Source organism: Mycobacterium marinum (assembly GCF_003391395.1).
Lineage (GTDB): Bacteria > Actinomycetota > Actinomycetes > Mycobacteriales > Mycobacteriaceae > Mycobacterium > Mycobacterium marinum.
On sequence record NZ_CP024190.1, the window covers coordinates 2,647,060 to 2,665,732 of the forward strand.

Consider the following 18,673-nt stretch of genomic DNA (forward strand, 5'->3'; position numbering starts at 1 on the left):
AGCAGCGTAGCTTGTTGGCACCGCGCGCGTGGAAAAATAGTGCGGACGTACAAAAAAAATCGCCTGGCGTGTTCACGGCTGGGCTGGCCAGGGCGAATGAACTGGCAGCAGGTCGTATTGCCCAGCCCCGACTATACCGCTGGCACGTAGATGCGGGCCGTTTCCCGACTCTGGCTGTGAAACAAGAACGACGGCAGATGAGACGCCGGCGTCCTAGTACTCGGTGGGGTATGGACCCGGACCGTATGCGAAGCGGCACAGGCTAGTCCTGTTTGCCGTTTGTGGACAGACCTTCCGATGTAGGGTGAGCGCGTGGTTGAGTCTTCGCTTCCGGCCGTATTGCGCGAGCGTGCCAGTTTGGTGCCTAACCAGACGGCGCTGACGTTCGTCGACTATGAGCACGAGTGGGATGGCGTCGAAAAGACGCTGACGTGGGCGCAGTTGTACCGGAAGGTAATCAACGTTGCCGAACACCTCCGCCAGCATGCCTCGGTCGGTGACCGAGCGGTGATCCTCGCGCCGCAGGGACTCGAGTACATCGTGGGTTTCCTGGGCGCGTTGCAGGCCGGCATCATCGCGGTTCCGCTATCGGTTCCATATGGCGGCGTCCACGATGAGCGCACCGTTTCGGTCGTGGGTGATACAACGCCTTCCGTCATTCTCACGACGTCTTCGGTGATCGACTACGTCCGCGGTTATGGCGAGGCGCAGCCTGGACAATCGGCGCCCTCGATCGTCGAACTCGATCTACTGGATCTGGATTCTCGCAGGGGTTCGTCGGGCCGGCCAGGTGCCCGCTCGGCCGCTGACGACGGGTCCAATCCCCTTTATCTGCAGTACACCTCGGGTTCCACCCGCACGCCCGCGGGGGTCGTTGTCTCGAACAAGAACCTCTTTGCCAATTTTGAGCAAATCATGGACGGGTACTACCGGGCTTTCGGGAATGTTGCCCCGCCGGATACCACCGTCGTTTCGTGGCTGCCGTTCTACCACGATATGGGCTTCATCTTGGGGATCGTGTTTCCGGTACTTGCGGGGGTTCCCGCGGTCCTGACGAGCCCGGTGGGATTCTTGCAGCGACCGGCGCGCTGGATGCACCTACTGGCAAGTAACACGCGGGCATTCAGCGCAGCGCCCAACTTCGCCTTCGATTTGGCGGCGCGCAAAACTACCGATGCGGACCTGGCCGGGTATGACCTCGGGGGAGTGCTGCATATTCTCAATGGCAGTGAGCGGGTGCAACCCGTCACGCTCAAGCGCTTCGCGGATCGATTTGCCCCGTTTAACCTTGATCCCAGGGTGATTCGGCCTTCATATGGCATGGCAGAGGCCACCGTGTATGTGGCAACGCGTGCACCGGGTGAACCGCCGAAGATCGTTTCGTTCGACTCGGACAAGCTGCCGGCCGGCGAGGCGAGGCCGAGCCCAGGCGGCACCCCGCTGGTCAGCTACGGCATTCCCGAGCAACAGACGGTGCGCATCGTGGATCCGGAGACCGCAACAGAGTGTCCGCAGGGCGCGGTCGGCGAGATCTGGGTGCAAGGCCGAAACGTTGGACTCGGCTATTGGGGTAGGCCTGAGGTATCCGAGGAGATCTTCCGTGCGCGGATAGTCAATCCTCCGGAGGGCACACCCGAGGGGCCGTGGCTGCGAACAGGGGACTCCGGCTTCTTTTACGACGGAGAGCTTTTCATCATCGGCCGTATCAAGGATCTCTTGATTGTCTACGGTCGCAACCACTCTCCCGATGACATCGAGGCGACAATCCAAGAGGTCACGCCAGGCCGGTGCGCCGCCATTGCGGTTCCGGGCAGAGGCGCAGGAGCCGAAAAGCTGGTTGCGATCATCGAACTCAAGAAGCGGGGCGACTCCGATGAGGACGCGACCGACAGTCTGAATGTGGTGAAGCGCGAGGTTATTTCGGCTATCTCGAAGTCGCACGGGCTAAGCGTCGCCGATCTGGTCTTGGTCTCGCCCGGATCGATTCCGATCACAACGAGCGGCAAGGTCAGACGGGCGCAGTGCGTTGAGCTCTACCGGCAGGATGAGTTCACTCGTCTAGACGCGTAGCCGCCGGACCGGAAGTGCCATCGGGGAGGACTACCTGTCTGCCCCTGATGGCGCCGCGCTTTGCCTGCTATTCGGTATACCGCGACGGGAGCGCTATCGCGCCGACGGGCTAATGGGTAGTTCGGCGGATCAGCTGCGCCTTGCCCGTCAGGCCAATTGAGGTGTGGCTGCTAGGCCGAATCTTAGGCCTGGAACGACTTTGGATCGGTCTCGGATCGGCCGGCTCTTGCTTTGGCAGTTGTCAGGATCGCTTGTGCGAGCGTGACATTCACCGCTTGATCAGCAGGTCACGCTGATTGGACGGCCCGAAAAGCGGTAGCGCGTGGCCTTCGTCAGCATCGTCAATGTCGCCGCTGGTGGATCCGTTGGTGGCGCCGTTGGTGCCGTGCTCGTTGGTGGCTCCGTTGGCGCCGTTGGTGGCTCCGTTACTCGCGCCGTTGGTGGCTCCGTTGGTGCCGTTGCCGTTGCCGTTGCCGTTGGTGTGGCCGTTGGTGCCGTGCCCGTTGGTGGCTCCGTTGGTGCCGTGGCCGTTGGTGCCATTGGTGGAGCCGTTCCCGTTGGTGCCGTTGGTGGAGCCATTGCCGTTGGTGTGGCCGTTGGTGCCGTTTGTGGCTCCGTTACTCGCGCCGTTGGTGGCTCCGTTGGTGCCGTTGCCGTTGCCGTTGGTGTGGCCGTTGGTGCCGTGCCCGTTGGTGGCTCCGTTGGTGCCGTGGCCGTTGGTGCCGTTGGTGTGGCCGTTCCCGTTGGTGCCGTTGGTGGAGCCATTGCCGTTGGTGCCGTTGGTGGTGCCGTTGGTGCCGTGGCCATTGGTGCCGTTGGTGCCGTTCGTGCCGTTGGTGTGGCCGTTGCCGTTGGTGCCGTTGGTGCCGTTGGTGCCGTGGCCGTTCGTGCCGTTGGTGTGGCCGTTCCCGTTGGTGTGGCCGCTCCCGTTGGTGTGGCCGTTCCCGTTGGTGTGGCCGTTCCCGTTGGTGTGGCCGTTCCCGTTGGTGTGGCCGTTCCCATTGCCATTGGTGGTGCCGTTGGGCACCCGGAACTCCGTGGTGTCGCCGAGCCCGATCAGCTGTAGTTGCTTGCAGTCCGCGCCCGAACCGTTTGTGGTCCCGTCACCGTTACTTGTGGCGCCGTCACCGTTGTGCAGTGCTGGATCGATCGGTGTCAGCTCGCGCGGTAGCCGAATCGAGCCAAACAAGGGCAGCGCGTGCTCCTGCAGACTCTCGTAGTCATCGTTGGTGATCGGAATGTCCGGCCACGCGGGCTTCCTGACGCGCTTCCTAGTGCCCGGCTTCGACACGAGTTCGCCGCGCTTCTTGACCGCGGTCGATGGGCGCTTGGTAGTCGTCGTTGAGGCCTTCGCAGTGACGGCGGCACGTTGCTTGGCGGGCCCGAGGCTCTTGAGCCGGTTGAGCAGGTTGGGCTTGCGACTGCCGGCCCGTTGGTAGACCCGCCGTCGAGTTGAACTTGCTCCGATCTTCGAAGGCCACCAGTTGGCTTGTCCCAGCATCGCAGCCATTGCCGGGACGGTGACGCTGCGCACCAGGAAGGTGTCGATCAAGATGCCCGACCCGATGATGAAGCCGGCTTCGACCATGGTGGTGATACTGGCAGCGAGCAGCCCGAACATCGACGCGGCGAAGATGAGGCCTGCCGAGGTGATGACACCGCCAGTCGAGCCCACTGTGCGGATAACGCCCACCCGAACACCGTGTGGTGATTCGTCACGTATTCGGGAAATGAGCAGCATGTTGTAGTCGGCGCCGACCGCGACCAACAAGATGAAGGAGAGCCCGGGCAGGCTCCAGTGCAGATCCTTGCCAAGGATCAGCTGGAAGACGATGACGCCCAAGCCCAACGCGGACAAGAACGAAACCAGCACTGAACCGATGAGATACAGCGGCGCGACGATCGCACGCAGCAGAATGACCAGGATCAAGAAGACGATGAGGATGGTCGCGAAGACGATGAACTGAATGTCGTGGTTGTAGTAGTCGCGGGTGTCGCTGAGGCCGGTCGGAATCCCAACCATCGAGATCGTGGCGTCCGACAGCTCGGAGTTCGGTTGGGCATCGTGGGCCACGTCGAGGATCTCGTCGACCTGATCCATTGCCGCGGTCGTGAATGGATTGAGCGCGCTTTGGACGAGATACCGTGCCCCATGCCCGTCGGGCGAAATGAAAATTTGTGCGGCCTTCTTGAACTCGTCTTTGGCCAGGGCCTCGGGCGGGATGTTGAAACCGGCCATCGAGGGCTTGTTGGCATCGTGCTTCATCTGCAACAAGAAGTCCGAGGCCTCGTCGAGCCCGGTACCCATCCTCTTGGTCTGCTTGACCAGCTCGTTGACGCCCTGAGCGATTGCCCGGCTGCCCTGGGCAAGAGCGCTAGCGCCTTGCTGCATCTGATTCAGCTGGTTTTGCATGCCGTCAATGGAGCGCAACAGCTTGACGGCTTGATTGAGGTTGGTCTCCAGTTTGGCGATCGTCTGGGCAACGGTTTGGAACTCTTGAGTCTGCTGCAGGGTGCGACCGAGCGCGGTGATGCTGCTCAGACTCCCGCTGGTCTGCGCGGCGACTAGTGCTTGCAGCTGCGAACGGGCGGCCGCGCAGGCCGGATCCGCGTTGCACTGTGGGCTAGCATTCAGCGCCGAGACGATTGGGCCAACCCAGGCGACCACATTGGATACGTCGACCATATTGGAGGTAAGCGCGTCGCCGAGGGCGCGCATGCGGCCCACCAGCTTGGCCGTTTGGTCCAAAGCGTTGAGCGTCTTGTCGCCGCCAATGAGCTTCTTCATTGTCACGAGAAGATCGACCAACGCGCCCGCGTTGGCGACCGACTCGGTGACCTCATCGCGCACTCCCGCGAGGGCGTCGGCCAGCTGGTTGGAACCGTCGGCCAACTGGTCTAGCTCGCCCCCGTGGTCCTCGATCGCGGAAGACGCTTCGTCGAGTTTGCTGCCGACTTCACCGGCCTGGTAGGAGACCTTGGTTTGCTCGAGCGGCTCTCCATTGGGCCGGGTCAGACCGCGGATCGCGATGATGTTGGGCAGCTGGCTTACCCGGCTGACCATCAATTCCAGGTCGGCAAGGGCCGTTGGGCTCCGCAAATCGTGTGGTGACTTGATGAACAGCATCATCGGAGTCATCATGTTCTGCGGAAAGTGGCGATCCATCGCGTTGTATCCGGCGACGCTATCGACGTCCTCCGGCAATGCTTTGAGATCGTCATAGTTGAAGCGCACCAGCAACGTGCTGCTGGCCAGAATTGCCAGCACGATCAGGCTGCCGATCAGGTGGACCCGGGGCCGCCGCACAATTCGCGTTCCCAGAATCCGCCAGAACCGATGGGTCAGGTCGCGGCGCGGCTTGATCCAACCACGCCGCCCGATGAGCACCAATATGGACGGCAGCAGCGTGATCGCGGCAACGAACGCGATGATGATTGAGATGGAAATAGCCGGCCCGATACTTGCGAAAATGGCCAGCTTGGAGAAAACCATCGCAAGAAACGTGACCGCGACCGTGGCCGCCGACGCGGCGATCACCTTGCCGATGGACATCATGGCGTTCTTGACCGCGAGGTCCGAGTCCTGGCCTTTACGCACGTAATCGTGATAGCGGCTGATCAGAAAGACGGCGTAGTCCGTTCCGGCGCCGATCATGACGGCGGTCATGAACACGATGGTCTGCATCTGCACGTCCAGGCCGATTTTTGACAGGCCGGACAAGACGCCCTGCGCAGTCGCAAGGGACAGGCCGATAGTCGCCAGTGGTACCAGCATCGTGACGATATTTCGGTAAACCATCAACAGAATGACGAGCACGCTGACTGCGGTACCGATTTCGATTATGTGTGTGTCTTCTTGCCCAATAGTGACAAGGTCGGCCACGGTGGCCACCGCTCCGGCATAGTGGGCGGTCAACGTGGATCCGGCAAGAGCCTCTTTGACGAGTTCCTTGATTTTCTTATACGCCGACTGAGTGGCGGGATCGTCCTGGCTCGTCTTGAACATGACGGGCAAGTTCCAGGCTTTGTTGTCCTTGCTCGCCAGCACTTCGCGCAGCGGCGGATTACTGATGAAGTCCTGCACCGAATACTTCTCGGCCCGCAGCTTTTCGACCAGCTTTGTGTACGCGGCCAAGTCGCCCGGACCAAGGCCATTTTCGTCGGTCAGGATCACCAACAGCTGCGAGCCGTCGCTGGGGTCTTCCTTGGGTTTGCTGCCCGGCTTGGCCTTGGCGTCTTTCTTGGTGCTCTTCCCCTCGAACGTCTTGGCCATTTCTTTGCTGGCCACCATCGTCGGGGCGTCGTCGGGAAGGGCCGCCGAGTTGTTCTTTCCGGCGGCAGCCTCCATCAGCGGTGGGAACATCAGCGCGGGTATCGCCGCGAGCGAGATCCAGATCGCGATGACAACGAACGGCTTTTGGATGACAAACCTGCTCAGTTTGTCGAAAAAGCCTCCTGCCCGGGCAGCTTCGGAGTCACTCATGGTCGGTCGCACCCGTGAGACGGACAGGCCGGTACCGCCGCACCGTGACGGTGGCGGCGACCATCAGCAAACGTCGTGGCACGTACGTTTGACTGCCCCACCGCGGTGGGGCTCAGGTGGTGAATCCTGAACCATCGCACGTAGACCCACAGCCCCCCAACATTCATGCCCAATCCCTAATTCAGCAAGTGAGCAACAGACTATCGGGTTGGGTTGGCGGATGTAGGAAAATCGTGCGGACGTACAAAAAAATTATCTGTCGGCCCTACCAACTTCGGCTGGTCAGGATACGCCCACCAGCATCGGAGTGCCACGATGTGACCGGGGGAAGGCGACTGGGTGGGCTATGGCAAACGGGCCGTTGCGGCCCCCTACTAGCGAACTGTCACAAGACCTGCGCGATTGCGTCCCAGCGTGCTCCTTCCGCGATCCGCAGATACACCGATTTCATCGTGTCCAGATAGCGCGCCACCGAGTCATACGCGATCGGATTGTTGGGGAACGACGCCGTTACGGTGGTCTCCTCCTGGAATTTGTTAACCCAGATACAAACTCGCGCGGCGACCCTGCCGTCGCTGAATGCTCTGGCATTGATCCGGTCCAGCTGCATCGCGACGACACCCGAAAGTGGTGGTACGCCTCCATCTAGGAACGACACCATTGGAAAGCCGCCCCGAGGGGGCGGCTTTTTGAGCCAGGGGGCCAGTTCCAATACCCGCTCAAACGGCACGTTTGCCAGATGCGCGCTTGCGTCGAAATTGGCCTGGGCGCCGCGCACCGTCTCATCGAAGGACGAAGCGACCGCGACGGTGAAGGGAATGTGGCCGACGAACCAGCCGGTGGTCATGAACTCCGCGGGAGTGCTGCGGGTGCTGGTGGGAGTTACCGCGTAATAGGTGCGTGAGCCGGTGAGTTCGTATTCGGCCAGCGCCGCGCACGCGAATACGCCGCCGCTGAAGCGCGCGCCGGCGCTGGTGCAGGCGGCTTCGAAACGGGCGGTCTGACCTGCGTCCATCAGTTGCAGCGAGAGCAACTCGCCCGTATCGACCAGTGATAGGTCACCGAGTGGCAGCGGGAAGGACGGCAGCGCCCCGTCGTTGCTCTCAAAGAAGTCGATCCACTGTCGTACCTCGGGGGATTCCAGGGTCAAGGCTGAGGTGTACGCATGCTCGCGCAGGCAGTACTCGCCGTAACTGCCGGCCTCGGGCAGCGAGATCGGCGCTCCGCCGTCGGCCAGCGTGTTGTACATCGCCTCGATCTCCCAGAACACGGCGCTGATAAACATGGCGTCGACGTTGAGATGGTCGACACTGACGCAAAAGGTGAAGTGATCGTCACGCTGAATGATTGCGAATCGGAAGCAATCCCATTCCAGCGGTCCCGGTGTGGCCAAAATGTAATCTTGCCATTGTTTTGGCGACATGTCGCCGTGTTCGATCGGCGTTAGCTCGATATCGTTCGGATCGGTGAGGGTATGCCGGGCGATGCGGTTTGATTCGGTGAATTCGAACCAACTGCGATAAGTGTCGTGGCGACGAAGATGGGAGTTGATGACGTAGGTCATCGCGCGGATATCGCATTCGCCCGGGATGTCCATGGCCGCGACCACCAGTCGCGACATGTCGTGACCACGAGCGGTCTGCTCGGCGAAGCCGCGCAGGTGGCGGGCTTGGATATGGCTCGGCGGCACGGTGCTGACGGGTGCTTGCCGTACTTTTTCGAGCGTTGCCGACGAAGGTTGCCAACGCCAAACTAATCCCGGAGCCGGGACCCAATTACTTACGGTCTCCAGCCCCACATTGCCCAAGACGACCAATTTCACTCCGGTGGGTTTTAGGGTAGGGCCCAGGATATTTCACGGAGCCCGCAAAACCTCACATTGTCGCCGGGGCGTCTTCTGCGGGTGCGAGTTTTTTGCAGAGGTGGTCCGCTAGGCCTCGTACGGTGGTGATGTCGGTGGAGCTGATCCGTATCCCGGTCTCGGTTTCGATGCGGGTGCGCAGCTCGAGGTTGCCCAGGGAGTCGAGCCCGTAGTCGGTGAGCGGACGGTCCGGATCGATGGTGCGGCGCAGGATCAGGCTGACCTGCTCGGAAATCAACCGCCTGAGTCGAGTGGGCCACTCGTCGAGTGGTAGCTCGGCCAATTCCGCGCGCAGTTGGCTGCGCTCGGAGCGTTGCACCCCGTTGTATCGAAACGCCTCGGCGAACCGGCTTCGCCGTGCGAGGTTGGCGATCCACGGTGTTCCGAGAATCGGGGTGTATCCGGTGTAGGTGCGGTTGTGGCGGAGCAGGGTTTGGAAGGCGTAGGCGCCTTCGTCGGGGGCGATGGCGGCGTCGCTGCTTTCGGCCAGGGCGATGGCGCGGCCGATTTCGGCCCAGGGGCCCCAGGCGATGGCGGTGGCGGGCTGGTTTTGGTTGTGGCGCCAGTGGGTGAAGGCGTCGAGCCAGCTGTTGGCGGCGGCGTAGGCGCCTTGGCCTGGTGAGCCGAGCATGGCTGCTGCGGAGGAGAAGGAGCAGAACCAGTCCAGGGGTTGGTCGGTGGTGGCTTGGTGGAGGTGCCAGGCGCCGTAGACCTTGGGGGCCCAGTCGCGGTCGAGGAGTTCGTCGGTGATGTTGGCCAAGGTGGCGTCTTCGACGACCGCGGCGGCGTGGAGCACTCCGCGTAGGGGCAGGTTGGTGGCGGTGGCGTTGGCGACCAGCCGTGCTGCGGTGGCGGGTTGGGCGATGTCGCCGCATTCGACCACGACATCGGAGCCGATCGAGCGGATCAGTTCGATGGTTTCGAGGGCTTTTTGGCTCGGTGCTGAGCGGGAACTGAGCACGATGCGTCCGGCCCCGGCGGTGGCCATTTTTTCGGCCAGGAACAGTCCCAGCCCGCCCAGGCCGCCGGTGATGATGTAGGAGCCATCGGCGCGCAAGACCGGTACCTGTTCGGGGGGCAGGACCACCGCACTGCGTCCGCTGCGGGGGATGTCGAGCAGCAGTTTGCCGGTGTGGTCGGCGGCGCCCATCACCCGGATCGCGGTGGCCGCCTCGGCCAGCGGGTAGTGGGTGTCTTGGGGCATGGGTAACACGCCCTCGGCGGTGTGCTGATAGACCGTGGTCAACAGCTCGCGGATCAGTCGGGGGTGGGTGATCGAGAGCATCCCCAGATCGACACCGTAAAACGACAGGTTGCGCCGGAACGGGAACAGGCCCATCTTGGTGTCGCCGTAGATGTCGCGTTTGCCGATCTCGACGAACCGCCCGCCCCAGGCCAGCAACTCCAGCCCGGCGCGCTGGGCGGCGCCGGTCAGCGAGTTGAGCACGATATCGACCCCGTAGCCGTCGGTGTCGGCGCGGATGGCCTCGGCGAACTCGATACTGCGTGAGTCATAGACATGCTCAATGCCCATGTCGCGTAACACTTGGCGACGCTTGGGACTGCCCGCGGTGGCATAGATTTCGGCTCCGGCCGCGCGCGCGATCGCGATCGCGGCCTGGCCCACCCCACCGGTTCCGGAATGGATGAGCACCTTGTCACCAGCACGGATACGGCCCAGATCATGCAAGCCATACCAGGCGGTCGCGTGCGCGGTGGTCACCGCGGCCGCTTGCGCGTCGGTCAGACCCGCCGGGATCGGGGTAGCCAGCGCGCCATCACAGGTGACAAAAGTGGCCCAACAACCATGCGGGGACATCCCACCGACTCGATCACCAACCTGATGATCGGTGACATCGGGACCCACCGCGGTCACCACACCGGCGAAATCGGTACCCAACTGCGGCATCTGCCCATCGGGGGAGTTATACCGACCGAAACTGACCAACACATCCGCGAAGTTGATACTGGAGGTGCTGACCGCGACCTCGATCTGACCCGGCCCCGGCGCGACCCGATCAAAAGCCACAAACTCCATCGTCTGCAAATCCCCAGGCGTGCGGATCTGCAACCGCATCCCCTCAGTGTCATGCTCAACCACCGTGGTCTTGCGCTCTTCGGGACGCAACGGCATCGGCGACAACCGCGCCGTATACCACTGGCCACAACGCCACGCCGTCTCGTCTTCCTCAGAGCCCGACAACAACTGACGCGCAACCACCTCAGAACCACTGTGCTCATCAACATCAACATGAGTGGTATGCAAATGCGGATACTCAGCACCAATCACCCGCAACAAACCACGCAACCCAGCCTGCTCCAAATTGGCACTCTCACCACCCAACACCGTCTGCGCACCCCGCGTCACCACAAACAACCGCGGCGCCTCACCCATAATCTCGGGCAACTCCCGAACAACACGCACCACATGCCGAACGTAATCGCTGGTCACGGGGCTGCTGCAGCCCGTCCCGGTCATGACGACCACGCCCGCGAACCGGTGGTCGCGCAGCTGATCGCGGAACCGCTCAGCGTCGGTGATGTGGTCGGCCTGCAGGTGCCAGCTCGTCGTGATGCAGTCGGTGCCAAGCGACTTCAGCGCCTCGGCGAGCCGCGTCGTGAGTCGATCGGCGGTTTCTGAAATCCCGACCAGCAGCCAACTTTCGGGGCTTGGCGCTTGGGGCTGGGGCAGCTCGCGCTGCTGCCATTCCGTGCCCAGCAGGTGGCTACTCATCAAGCGATCCTGGTCGGCCAGCTCCGATAGCCCCGTACCCATCAGCAGGCCGCGCACCGCCAGTAGCACGGTCCCATGCTCGTCCAAGACGTCGATGTCGGCTTCGGCGTCATGGCCGCAGGCGGTCACTCGCGTGTAGCAGAAGCGTGCGTTGCGGGTCGATGCATGGGAACGCAGCCGACGCACACCCAACGGCAACAGCAAGCCGCCGTTGCCCATTTCCCGCACAACCGGGTGCGCGAGAACCGACTGGAAGCAGGCGTCCAACAATGCCGGGTGGACCAGATAGCCGGCCTGTTGGGTGCGCATCGAACCCGGCAAGCTGATCTCGGCGAGCACCGCATCGCTGCCGCGTTCACAGACATGCGCCGCGGCCAGGCCCGTGAACGCGGGGCCATAGTGAATTCCGGTCTTGCCGAACCATTCCCGCAGTTCGTCTCCGTCCAGACGGCAGGCATGGGCGGCTAGCAGCGCCTCGATGTCATAGCCCGCCGGTTGCGAGTCGCGCTCGACCGCACGCAGTAGTGCGGTACTGCGGCGCACCTTTTCGCCGCCGCGAACTGTGTCCACAGCGAAGCTGGCGATCCCGGGTGCCTCGAGCAAAGCGACAGCGCCTGCCGCGGTTTCATCGTCGAGTAGCAGCATCTCGTGGAAGCCGATGTCGCCGACCTCCGACAGATCGCCGAATACCGTATTGGCAGCCGTGAGCGCCATTTCGCAGTATGCGGCCCCCGGCAGCGCGGCCACACTGTTCACCTGGTGATCGCCCAACCAGGGGAGCGTGGCGGTGCCGATTTCGGACTGCCACGCGTGCCGCTCCGGTTCCTCCAGTAGATCGACGTGCGCCCCTAAAAGAGGGTGCGCTGCAACGCTGTTGGCGCATCCGTGTCGCCTGGTATCCGCCGCTGTGAGCAGGAGACGACGATTCGCCCACACAGGTAGCGGAGCATCCACCAATTGCCCGTCGGGGCATAGCGTTGCGAAGTCCACCGCGGCGCCCGCGCTGTGCAGGTCGGCCACCAAGCCGCGCAACCCGTGGGGCAGCGGCTGGTTGCGTCGCATCGCCGGCAGGGCTGCGGCGGGGATATCCAGGCTTGCCGCGGTCTGCTCGACAGCGCGGGTCAGCAGCGGGTGCGGTGACAACTCGCCGAAAACACGGTAGCCGTCGTCAAGTGCCGCGCGCACCGCTGCCGAAAAACGCACCGCATGACGCAGGTTGTCGACCCAGTAGCGGGCGTCGCAGCGCGGCCGTTCGCGCGGGTCGAAGGAGGTCGCCGAGTAGTACGGGACCTGCGGCGCCAGCGGCTCGACATCCGCCAGTAGTTCGGAAAGTTCGCCGAGGATCGGCTCGACCTGCGGGGTGTGAGATGCCACGTCGACGGCCACCTCACGAGCCATCACCTCGCGCTCTTCCCAGGCTGCGACCAGCTCGCGCACGGTGTCGGTGGCCCCGCCGATCACCGTGGACTGCGGCGAAGCCACCACCGCAACCACAACGTCCTTGGCCCGATGACGGACCAGGTCTTCGCGTACTCGTGCGGCGGGCAGCTCCACCGACGCCATCGCGCCGCTACCCGCGAGCCGGGTGCACAGCCGGGAGCGGCGACAAATGACCTTCACCCCATCGGCCAGCGATAACGCCCCGGCCACGACGGCAGCCGCCACCTCGCCGAGGGAGTGGCCGATGACCGCCCCGGGATGGACCCCGTATGACCTCATTGCCTGTGCCAGCGCTACCTGTATGGCAAATAGCGTTGGTTGCACCCGGTCGATGCCGGTCACCGTCTCCATCGCCGTCATCGCCTCGGTCACCGAAAAGCCGGACTCGGCGGCGATCAGCGGCTCGAGCTCGGCCACGGTAGCGGCGAAAACCGGTTCATTGGCCAGCAAGCTCGTACCCATGGTCGCCCACTGCGAACCCTGCCCGGAGAACACCCACACCGGGCCGAGATCGTCGCGGCCGACGGCGGCCGGATAGGGGGTATCGCCGGCGGCTGCCTCGCGTAATCGGTGGGCCAACTCGGTTCGGTCGCCGGCGATGAGTCCGGCTCGCACCGGTTGATGGGACCGTCGGCGTGCCAGGGTGTAGGCCAAATCCGACGGCGATACTTCGTGATTGTCGATCCAGTCGGCGAGCCGGTCGGCGGTCTGCCGCAACGCCTCTGTCGAGCTGGCGGACACCGTGAACAGCAACGCATCGCCCAACCCGGCTGCGCCGTTGCGGTAAACGGCCGGCTCGGGGGCTTGCTCGAGGATGACATGAACGTTGCTGCCCGACATGCCATACGACGACACCGCCGCCCGCCGAGGTGTCCGGCCGTTGCCTTCCGGCCAAGGCGTAATCGCTTGTGGCACAAACAGTGCGCTTTCGATTTCGGCTAGCTCATCGGGGAGCCGGGTGTGATGCACCATCGGCGGTACCAGGCCATGTTGGAGGGAAAGGACGGCCTTGATGATCCCCACCGCCCCGGCGGCGGCCTCGGTGTGGCCCACACTGCTCTTGGCCGATCCGACCGCGCACGGGTTCCCGTTGCTGCCGTAGACCTGTGCCAGGCTGCTGAATTCGATCGGATCACCAACCGGCGTTCCGGTGCCGTGCGCCTCGACCATGCCAACGGTATCGGCGTCGACGCCGGCGACAGCCAGCGCCGCTCGGTAGGCCGCGACCTGGGCGTCGGGCGAGGGGGTCGAGATGTTGTCGGTGCGTCCGTCTTGGTTGGTTGCCGTGCCGCGCAGCACGGCAAGGACTCGATCGCCGTCGCGCACGGCATCGGGAAGCCGCTTGAGCACCAACATGGCGCAGCCCTCGGAGCGGACAAACCCATCGGCGGAGGCATCGAAGGTGCGGCAACGGCCGGTCGGGGAGAGCATGCCTTGCGCGGATGCCGAGCTGAACACATCCGGTTCGAGCATGAGCATGCAGCCACCCGCCAGAGCAAGGTCACTCTCACCCCCGTCCAGACTGCGACAGGCCATATGCACCGCAAGCAAACTCGACGAACAGGCCGTATCCACCGTCATGGCTGGACCGCGCAGGCCCAGGGCATAGGACACCCGACCGGAAGCCATGCTGAACGCGGTTCCCGTGAACGCGTAGGCATCACCCAGCGCGCCGGCATCGTCGGTGACAAATGCGTAGTCGTCATGACACATCCCGACGAACACCCCGGTCAGCGAGCCGCTCAGCGACATCGGTGGCATGCCGGCATGCTCGATGGCTTCCCATGACGTCTGCAACAGCAAGCGGTGCTGGGGATCTATCGCGATGGCTTCACGCTCGCTGATCCCGAAGAACTCCGGATCAAAACCGGCCACATCGTCGAGGAATCCGCCCCAGCGCGACACCGAGTGGTCCGGCACGCCCGGTTCGGGGTCGTAGTACTCGTCGGCGTCCCAGCGGTCGGCGGGAATCTCGGTGATCAGGTCGTCCCCGCGCAGCAACGCCGTCCAGAACTTCTCCGGAGAGTCGATGCCCTTGGGGAGCCGGCACGCCATTCCGATCACCGCTACGGGGGTGACATGTGATTTAGCCACAGACCGATCTCTACATCTATTGAAGTAAGTCTCTTGACGTCTATTGGAGTTGGCAGCATCCGCAGCGTAGCCGGTTCGGCCGCCCAGCCACGCAAAGCGAGCGTCTTGGGAAATGCGTGTCGCGGGACCTGTCCAATGCCGCGCCATCGCGCAGTTTGTCATGTGATGGCCGTTTTGTGCTGCGCCGCAACGAGTCTGCAATTGACTCGCGAGTTGATAGTTCATAGTGTGCTGGTAGTCGGCGAGCCCAACGGAGTGACAGACTATGACTATTCCCCGCGTGCCACTACTGCCGGTCAACGAGGCCAAGGCCGCCGCCGACGAAGCGGGCGTGCCCAACTACATGGCTGAGCTCAGCATCTTTCAGGCGTTACTGAACCATCCGCGGCTGGCCCGGACCTTCAACGACCTGCTCGCGACCATGCTCTGGCATGGCGCCCTCGACCCTCGGCTGCGCGAATTGGTGATCATGCGGATCGGGTGGCTTACCGCGTGCGACTACGAATGGACCCAGCACTGGCGCGTTGCCTCCGGCCTGGGGGTCTCCGCCCAGGACCTACTCGGGGTGCGTGATTGGCGCCAATACAACGGATTCGGTCCGACCGAGCGTGCTGTGTTGGCAGCGACCGACGACATCGTGCGCGACGGCGCGGTGAGTGCCTCGAGCTGGGCGGAGTGTGAGCGCGAATTGCATGGGGACGTAACGATTCTTACCGAACTCGTCACCGCGATCAGTGCGTGGCGCATGGTTGCCTCGATCCTGCACAGCCTCAAGGTTCCGTTGGAGGATGGCGTGGCGAGCTGGCCGCCCGATGGCTGTTCGCCCTAGCGGCAACGTCGCCGCAGTTGCGGAACAGCACGGGTGAATTCTTCGGCCAAGTTCGCGAAGGCTGAACACGTAACGCGTTGAGTGTCATGCGATTCGATTGACATATCGGTCTGGGATTCTTAGCGTCGGGAAATGCGAACCAGAGTGGCCGAAATGCTCGGCGTCGAGTTTCCCATCTGCGCTTTTAGCCACTGCCGAGACGTGGTCGCCGCGGTGACCAACGCGGGCGGTTTCGGGATTCTGGGTGCCACCGCTCACAGCCCGAAACGGCTGGAGAGCGAGCTGACCTGGATCGAGGAGCAAACGCGCGGAAAGCCCTACGGAGTTGACCTGTTGTTGCCGCCCAAATACGTCGGGGCGGAGCAGGGAGGAATCGACCCGGGGCAGGCTCGCGAGTTGGTGCCCGAAGCGCATCGGGCGTTCGTCGAGGAACTGCTGGCCCGCTACGGCATCGCACCGTCCCCGGAAGCCGGAGCGGAGCGGACTTCGCGATCCGGGGGAGGGCTCAACATCTCGCCGAAAGGCTACGAGCCGCTGTTAGACGTGGCCTTCAGCCACGGCATCCGCCTGATTGCCAGTGCGCTGGGGCCGCCTCCGAACGATCTCGTCGAGCGGGCTCACAAGAAGGAAGTGCTGGTAGCGGCCCTGGCCGGGACCACCCAACACGCGCGACGACACGCGGCGGCCGGTGTCGACCTGATCGTCGCGCAGGGCACCGAGGCCGGCGGTCATACCGGCGAGGTGGCCACGATGGTGCTGGTTCCCGAGGTGGTGGATGCGGTTGCGCCGACACCCGTACTGGCCGCCGGCGGTATCGCCCGCGGCCGCCAGATCGCCGCCGCACTGGCCCTTGGAGCCGAAGGCGTGTGGTGCGGGTCGGTTTGGTTGACCACCGAGGAAGCCGAGACGGTCCCGGCGGTCAAGGACAAGTTCTTGGCGGCGACCTCCTCGGATACTGTGCGTTCGCGGTCGATGACGGGCAAACCGGCACGGATGCTGCGCACCGCCTGGACCGACGAATGGGCCCGCCCCGATACCCCCGAACCCCTTGGTATGCCGCTGCAGACCACGCTGATCACCGAGTCGCAGATCCGAATCAACCAGGCTGCCGTCCAACCCGGAGCCAAGGCACGGGAACTGGCCACCTATTTCGTGGGTCAGGTTGTCGGTTCGCTTGACCGTGTGCGGCCGACTCGGTCGGTGGTGCTGGAGATGGTCGAGGAGTTCATCGACACCATCGGGCGGCTGGAGCGACTCGCCGATTGATCGTCGGCATCTGATTCAAAGCCATCTCAAATACATCGGCTTCGGTATCAAAAGCCCAGTTCAGAAGCGTCTAACCTGGCGAAAAGCTGTCAGCGTGCCGGGGGAAAGCGTAAAGAATCGGACACGGGCACCGGTTCACGTTGACCCGCGCAGCCCGGTCATGCATGATCGGTCAGGCAAGCACCTCGTTAGGTGAGGCGGCTACACGAACATAGGCCACTGACCCCGAACGTCGAAAGACGCCCCGGGTCAGGACAGCTCCTCCCGGCTTAAGGGTTGAGCCCAGGTGGCTTCCGGTTTACCGGACACGTCGTGTGGTGCCAAAGCTTTGACGAGTGGGGTGCGGATTCTCCGACGTTCGTCGGGCTTCTGTACTCCTTTGCGCATGGAAATCGTGCGGGTATCCGCACGAGTCGTGGTTGTGAGGAGGTGAGGGACGCATGAGTTCCAGTGGCAGTCCGGGTCGATATCCGGGCTATGTTTCGTCCCGATCCGGCCCCAAGCGCGACGTCCTCAGCTGAATCTGCCCACGCAGATGGTCTGCGGACCAAACGCTCTTGGATCGGAATCGCTACGGGACGGGACATATCAGTCCAATTCATTCTCGTTTCGAACCTGTCCGGGAGGGCATCATGACCGTAGCTGTTTTCGACGAAGTGGTAACCGCATCGCCCGCGCCGCGGCTGACGGTAGTACGCGATGGAACGCCACCTCCGGTTCCGGCGGCCAAGAAGAAGTCGGCCAACCGCAGCGACTTCGTCGGGGGCGACCCGCTGGTCGCCGGCGCGGCTCGGTTGCTGAGCGTTCCGGTGCGCCACGTCTACGCAGCACTCTGGCGCGTTGGATTGCTCGAAGTCCAGGCGTGAGCCATGGATTGCGAACATCGCAGCCTTGCGAGCGCGTCCGTAGCTGACGCACGGTTCCAAGGGGTTGCCACGCCACAGACGTAGACGTCTGTGTTCTGTGGCTTGGCAACCCCTTGGAACTATTGGCGCACAACAACCGCATCCGCGCGCCGGGCTGATGCAATCGGCGTTGGGCGGCGGCCCCGCCCTTGGCCGTCGACTGCGGCGCTGGTTCCGGAATGGACTTGGGCGCCGACCCGGTCAGTGTACGGTCAACTCATGTCCGTACTGATTATTGTCCCGGTGTTCGGGCAGCATGAGTACACGCATGCATTGGTCGGTGACTTGGAGCGCGAGAGCGCGGAGTATCTGATCGTCGACAACCGGGGCGACTACCCCAAGATCGGCAATGAACGCGTTGTCACGCCGCGTGAAAACCTGGGCTGGGCTGGGGGGAGTGATCTCGGATTCCGAATTGCGTTCTCGGAAGGGCACTCCTACGCGATGACACTCAACAACGACACCCGGATCTCAAAGGGATTCGTTGCCGGCCTGCTCGATCCGCGCCTGCCCGCCGATACCGGAATCGTTGGGCCGATGATCGATCACGGGTTCCCGTGCGCGGAAGATGACCAGAAACCCGAGGCCGCGAACTACATTCCCCGACCGCGATATCGGACGGTAAGTGCGGTCGAGGGAACCGCACTTGCGTTGTCTCGAGAATGCTGGCGGTCGGTCGGAGGCATGGACCTGCGCACCTTCGGCCGCTACGGGTGGGGCGTGGACCTTGATCTAGCCCTGCGTGCTCGCGATGCTGAGTTCGGTTTGTACACAACCGAGATGGCGTACATCAACCATTTCGGCCGCGGAACGGCCAACAAGCATTTCGGGAAGCTTCGGTACTTGATCGGCGCCAACTCCGCCATGGAGCGGGCAATGCGGCGCGTTCATGGCCGTAAGTGGCGCAAGCTATTTCCCCCCGGGACGCTGCCGCAAGCGGCGCCGGGAAGCCCGATCGCGTACACGACCCACCAGCTCGAGCAGTGACTTC

The 18,673-nt window shown here is 63.4% G+C and carries 8 protein-coding genes and 1 riboswitch; of the genes, 5 read left to right on the forward strand and 3 right to left on the reverse strand.

What is annotated here, in order from left to right; all coding sequences use genetic code 11:
* Positions 1–312: 312 nt before the first annotated feature.
* A complete protein-coding gene (locus tag CCUG20998_RS11230) occupies positions 313–2,070 on the forward strand; it encodes an AMP-binding protein (RefSeq protein ID WP_020728653.1) in 1,758 nt (585 codons plus the stop codon).
* A 268-nt stretch (positions 2,071–2,338) separates the two neighbouring features.
* Here the strand turns inward: CCUG20998_RS11230 and CCUG20998_RS11235 are convergent, their stop codons facing one another.
* From CCUG20998_RS11235 to pks2, 3 genes are all read right to left on the reverse strand, one after another.
* Positions 2,339–6,553 carry an MMPL/RND family transporter gene (locus CCUG20998_RS11235; RefSeq protein ID WP_020728654.1) on the reverse strand — a complete coding sequence of 1,405 codons (4,215 nt, stop codon included), beginning with the start codon at positions 6,551–6,553 and terminating at the stop codon, positions 2,339–2,341.
* A gap of 385 nt (positions 6,554–6,938) precedes the next feature.
* Positions 6,939–8,243, reverse strand: coding sequence for a condensation domain-containing protein (locus CCUG20998_RS11240; RefSeq protein ID WP_020728655.1), 1,305 nt, complete (start codon positions 8,241–8,243; stop codon positions 6,939–6,941).
* 184 nt (positions 8,244–8,427) lie between these two features.
* Entirely contained in the window at positions 8,428–14,682 is a 6,255-nt protein-coding gene (gene pks2, locus CCUG20998_RS11245; protein ID WP_038579497.1) for a sulfolipid-1 biosynthesis phthioceranic/hydroxyphthioceranic acid synthase, read from the reverse strand.
* Between the two features lie 265 nt (positions 14,683–14,947).
* On the opposite strand from pks2, the gene CCUG20998_RS11250 reads away from it, so the two are divergent.
* The 4 genes from CCUG20998_RS11250 to CCUG20998_RS11265 all read left to right on the forward strand — a co-directional run bounded on the left by CCUG20998_RS11250 (position 14,948) and on the right by CCUG20998_RS11265 (position 18,669).
* Entirely contained in the window at positions 14,948–15,511 is a 564-nt protein-coding gene (locus CCUG20998_RS11250; RefSeq protein ID WP_020728657.1) for a carboxymuconolactone decarboxylase family protein, read from the forward strand.
* 132 nt (positions 15,512–15,643) lie between these two features.
* The gene (locus CCUG20998_RS11255; RefSeq protein WP_036455590.1) at positions 15,644–16,777 is read left to right on the forward strand and encodes a nitronate monooxygenase; all 1,134 of its coding nucleotides are present in this window, start codon (positions 15,644–15,646) and stop codon (positions 16,775–16,777) included.
* Between the two features lie 177 nt (positions 16,778–16,954).
* Positions 16,955–17,124: riboswitch (M-box (ykoK) riboswitch) on the forward strand.
* Between the two features lie 285 nt (positions 17,125–17,409).
* The gene (locus CCUG20998_RS11260) at positions 17,410–17,643 is read left to right on the forward strand and encodes an Rv1535 family protein (RefSeq protein ID WP_020728659.1); all 234 of its coding nucleotides are present in this window, start codon (positions 17,410–17,412) and stop codon (positions 17,641–17,643) included.
* A 243-nt stretch (positions 17,644–17,886) separates the two neighbouring features.
* Positions 17,887–18,669, forward strand: coding sequence for a glycosyltransferase family protein (locus tag CCUG20998_RS11265; protein WP_231389656.1), 783 nt, complete (start codon positions 17,887–17,889; stop codon positions 18,667–18,669).
* Positions 18,670–18,673 lie beyond the last annotated feature (4 nt).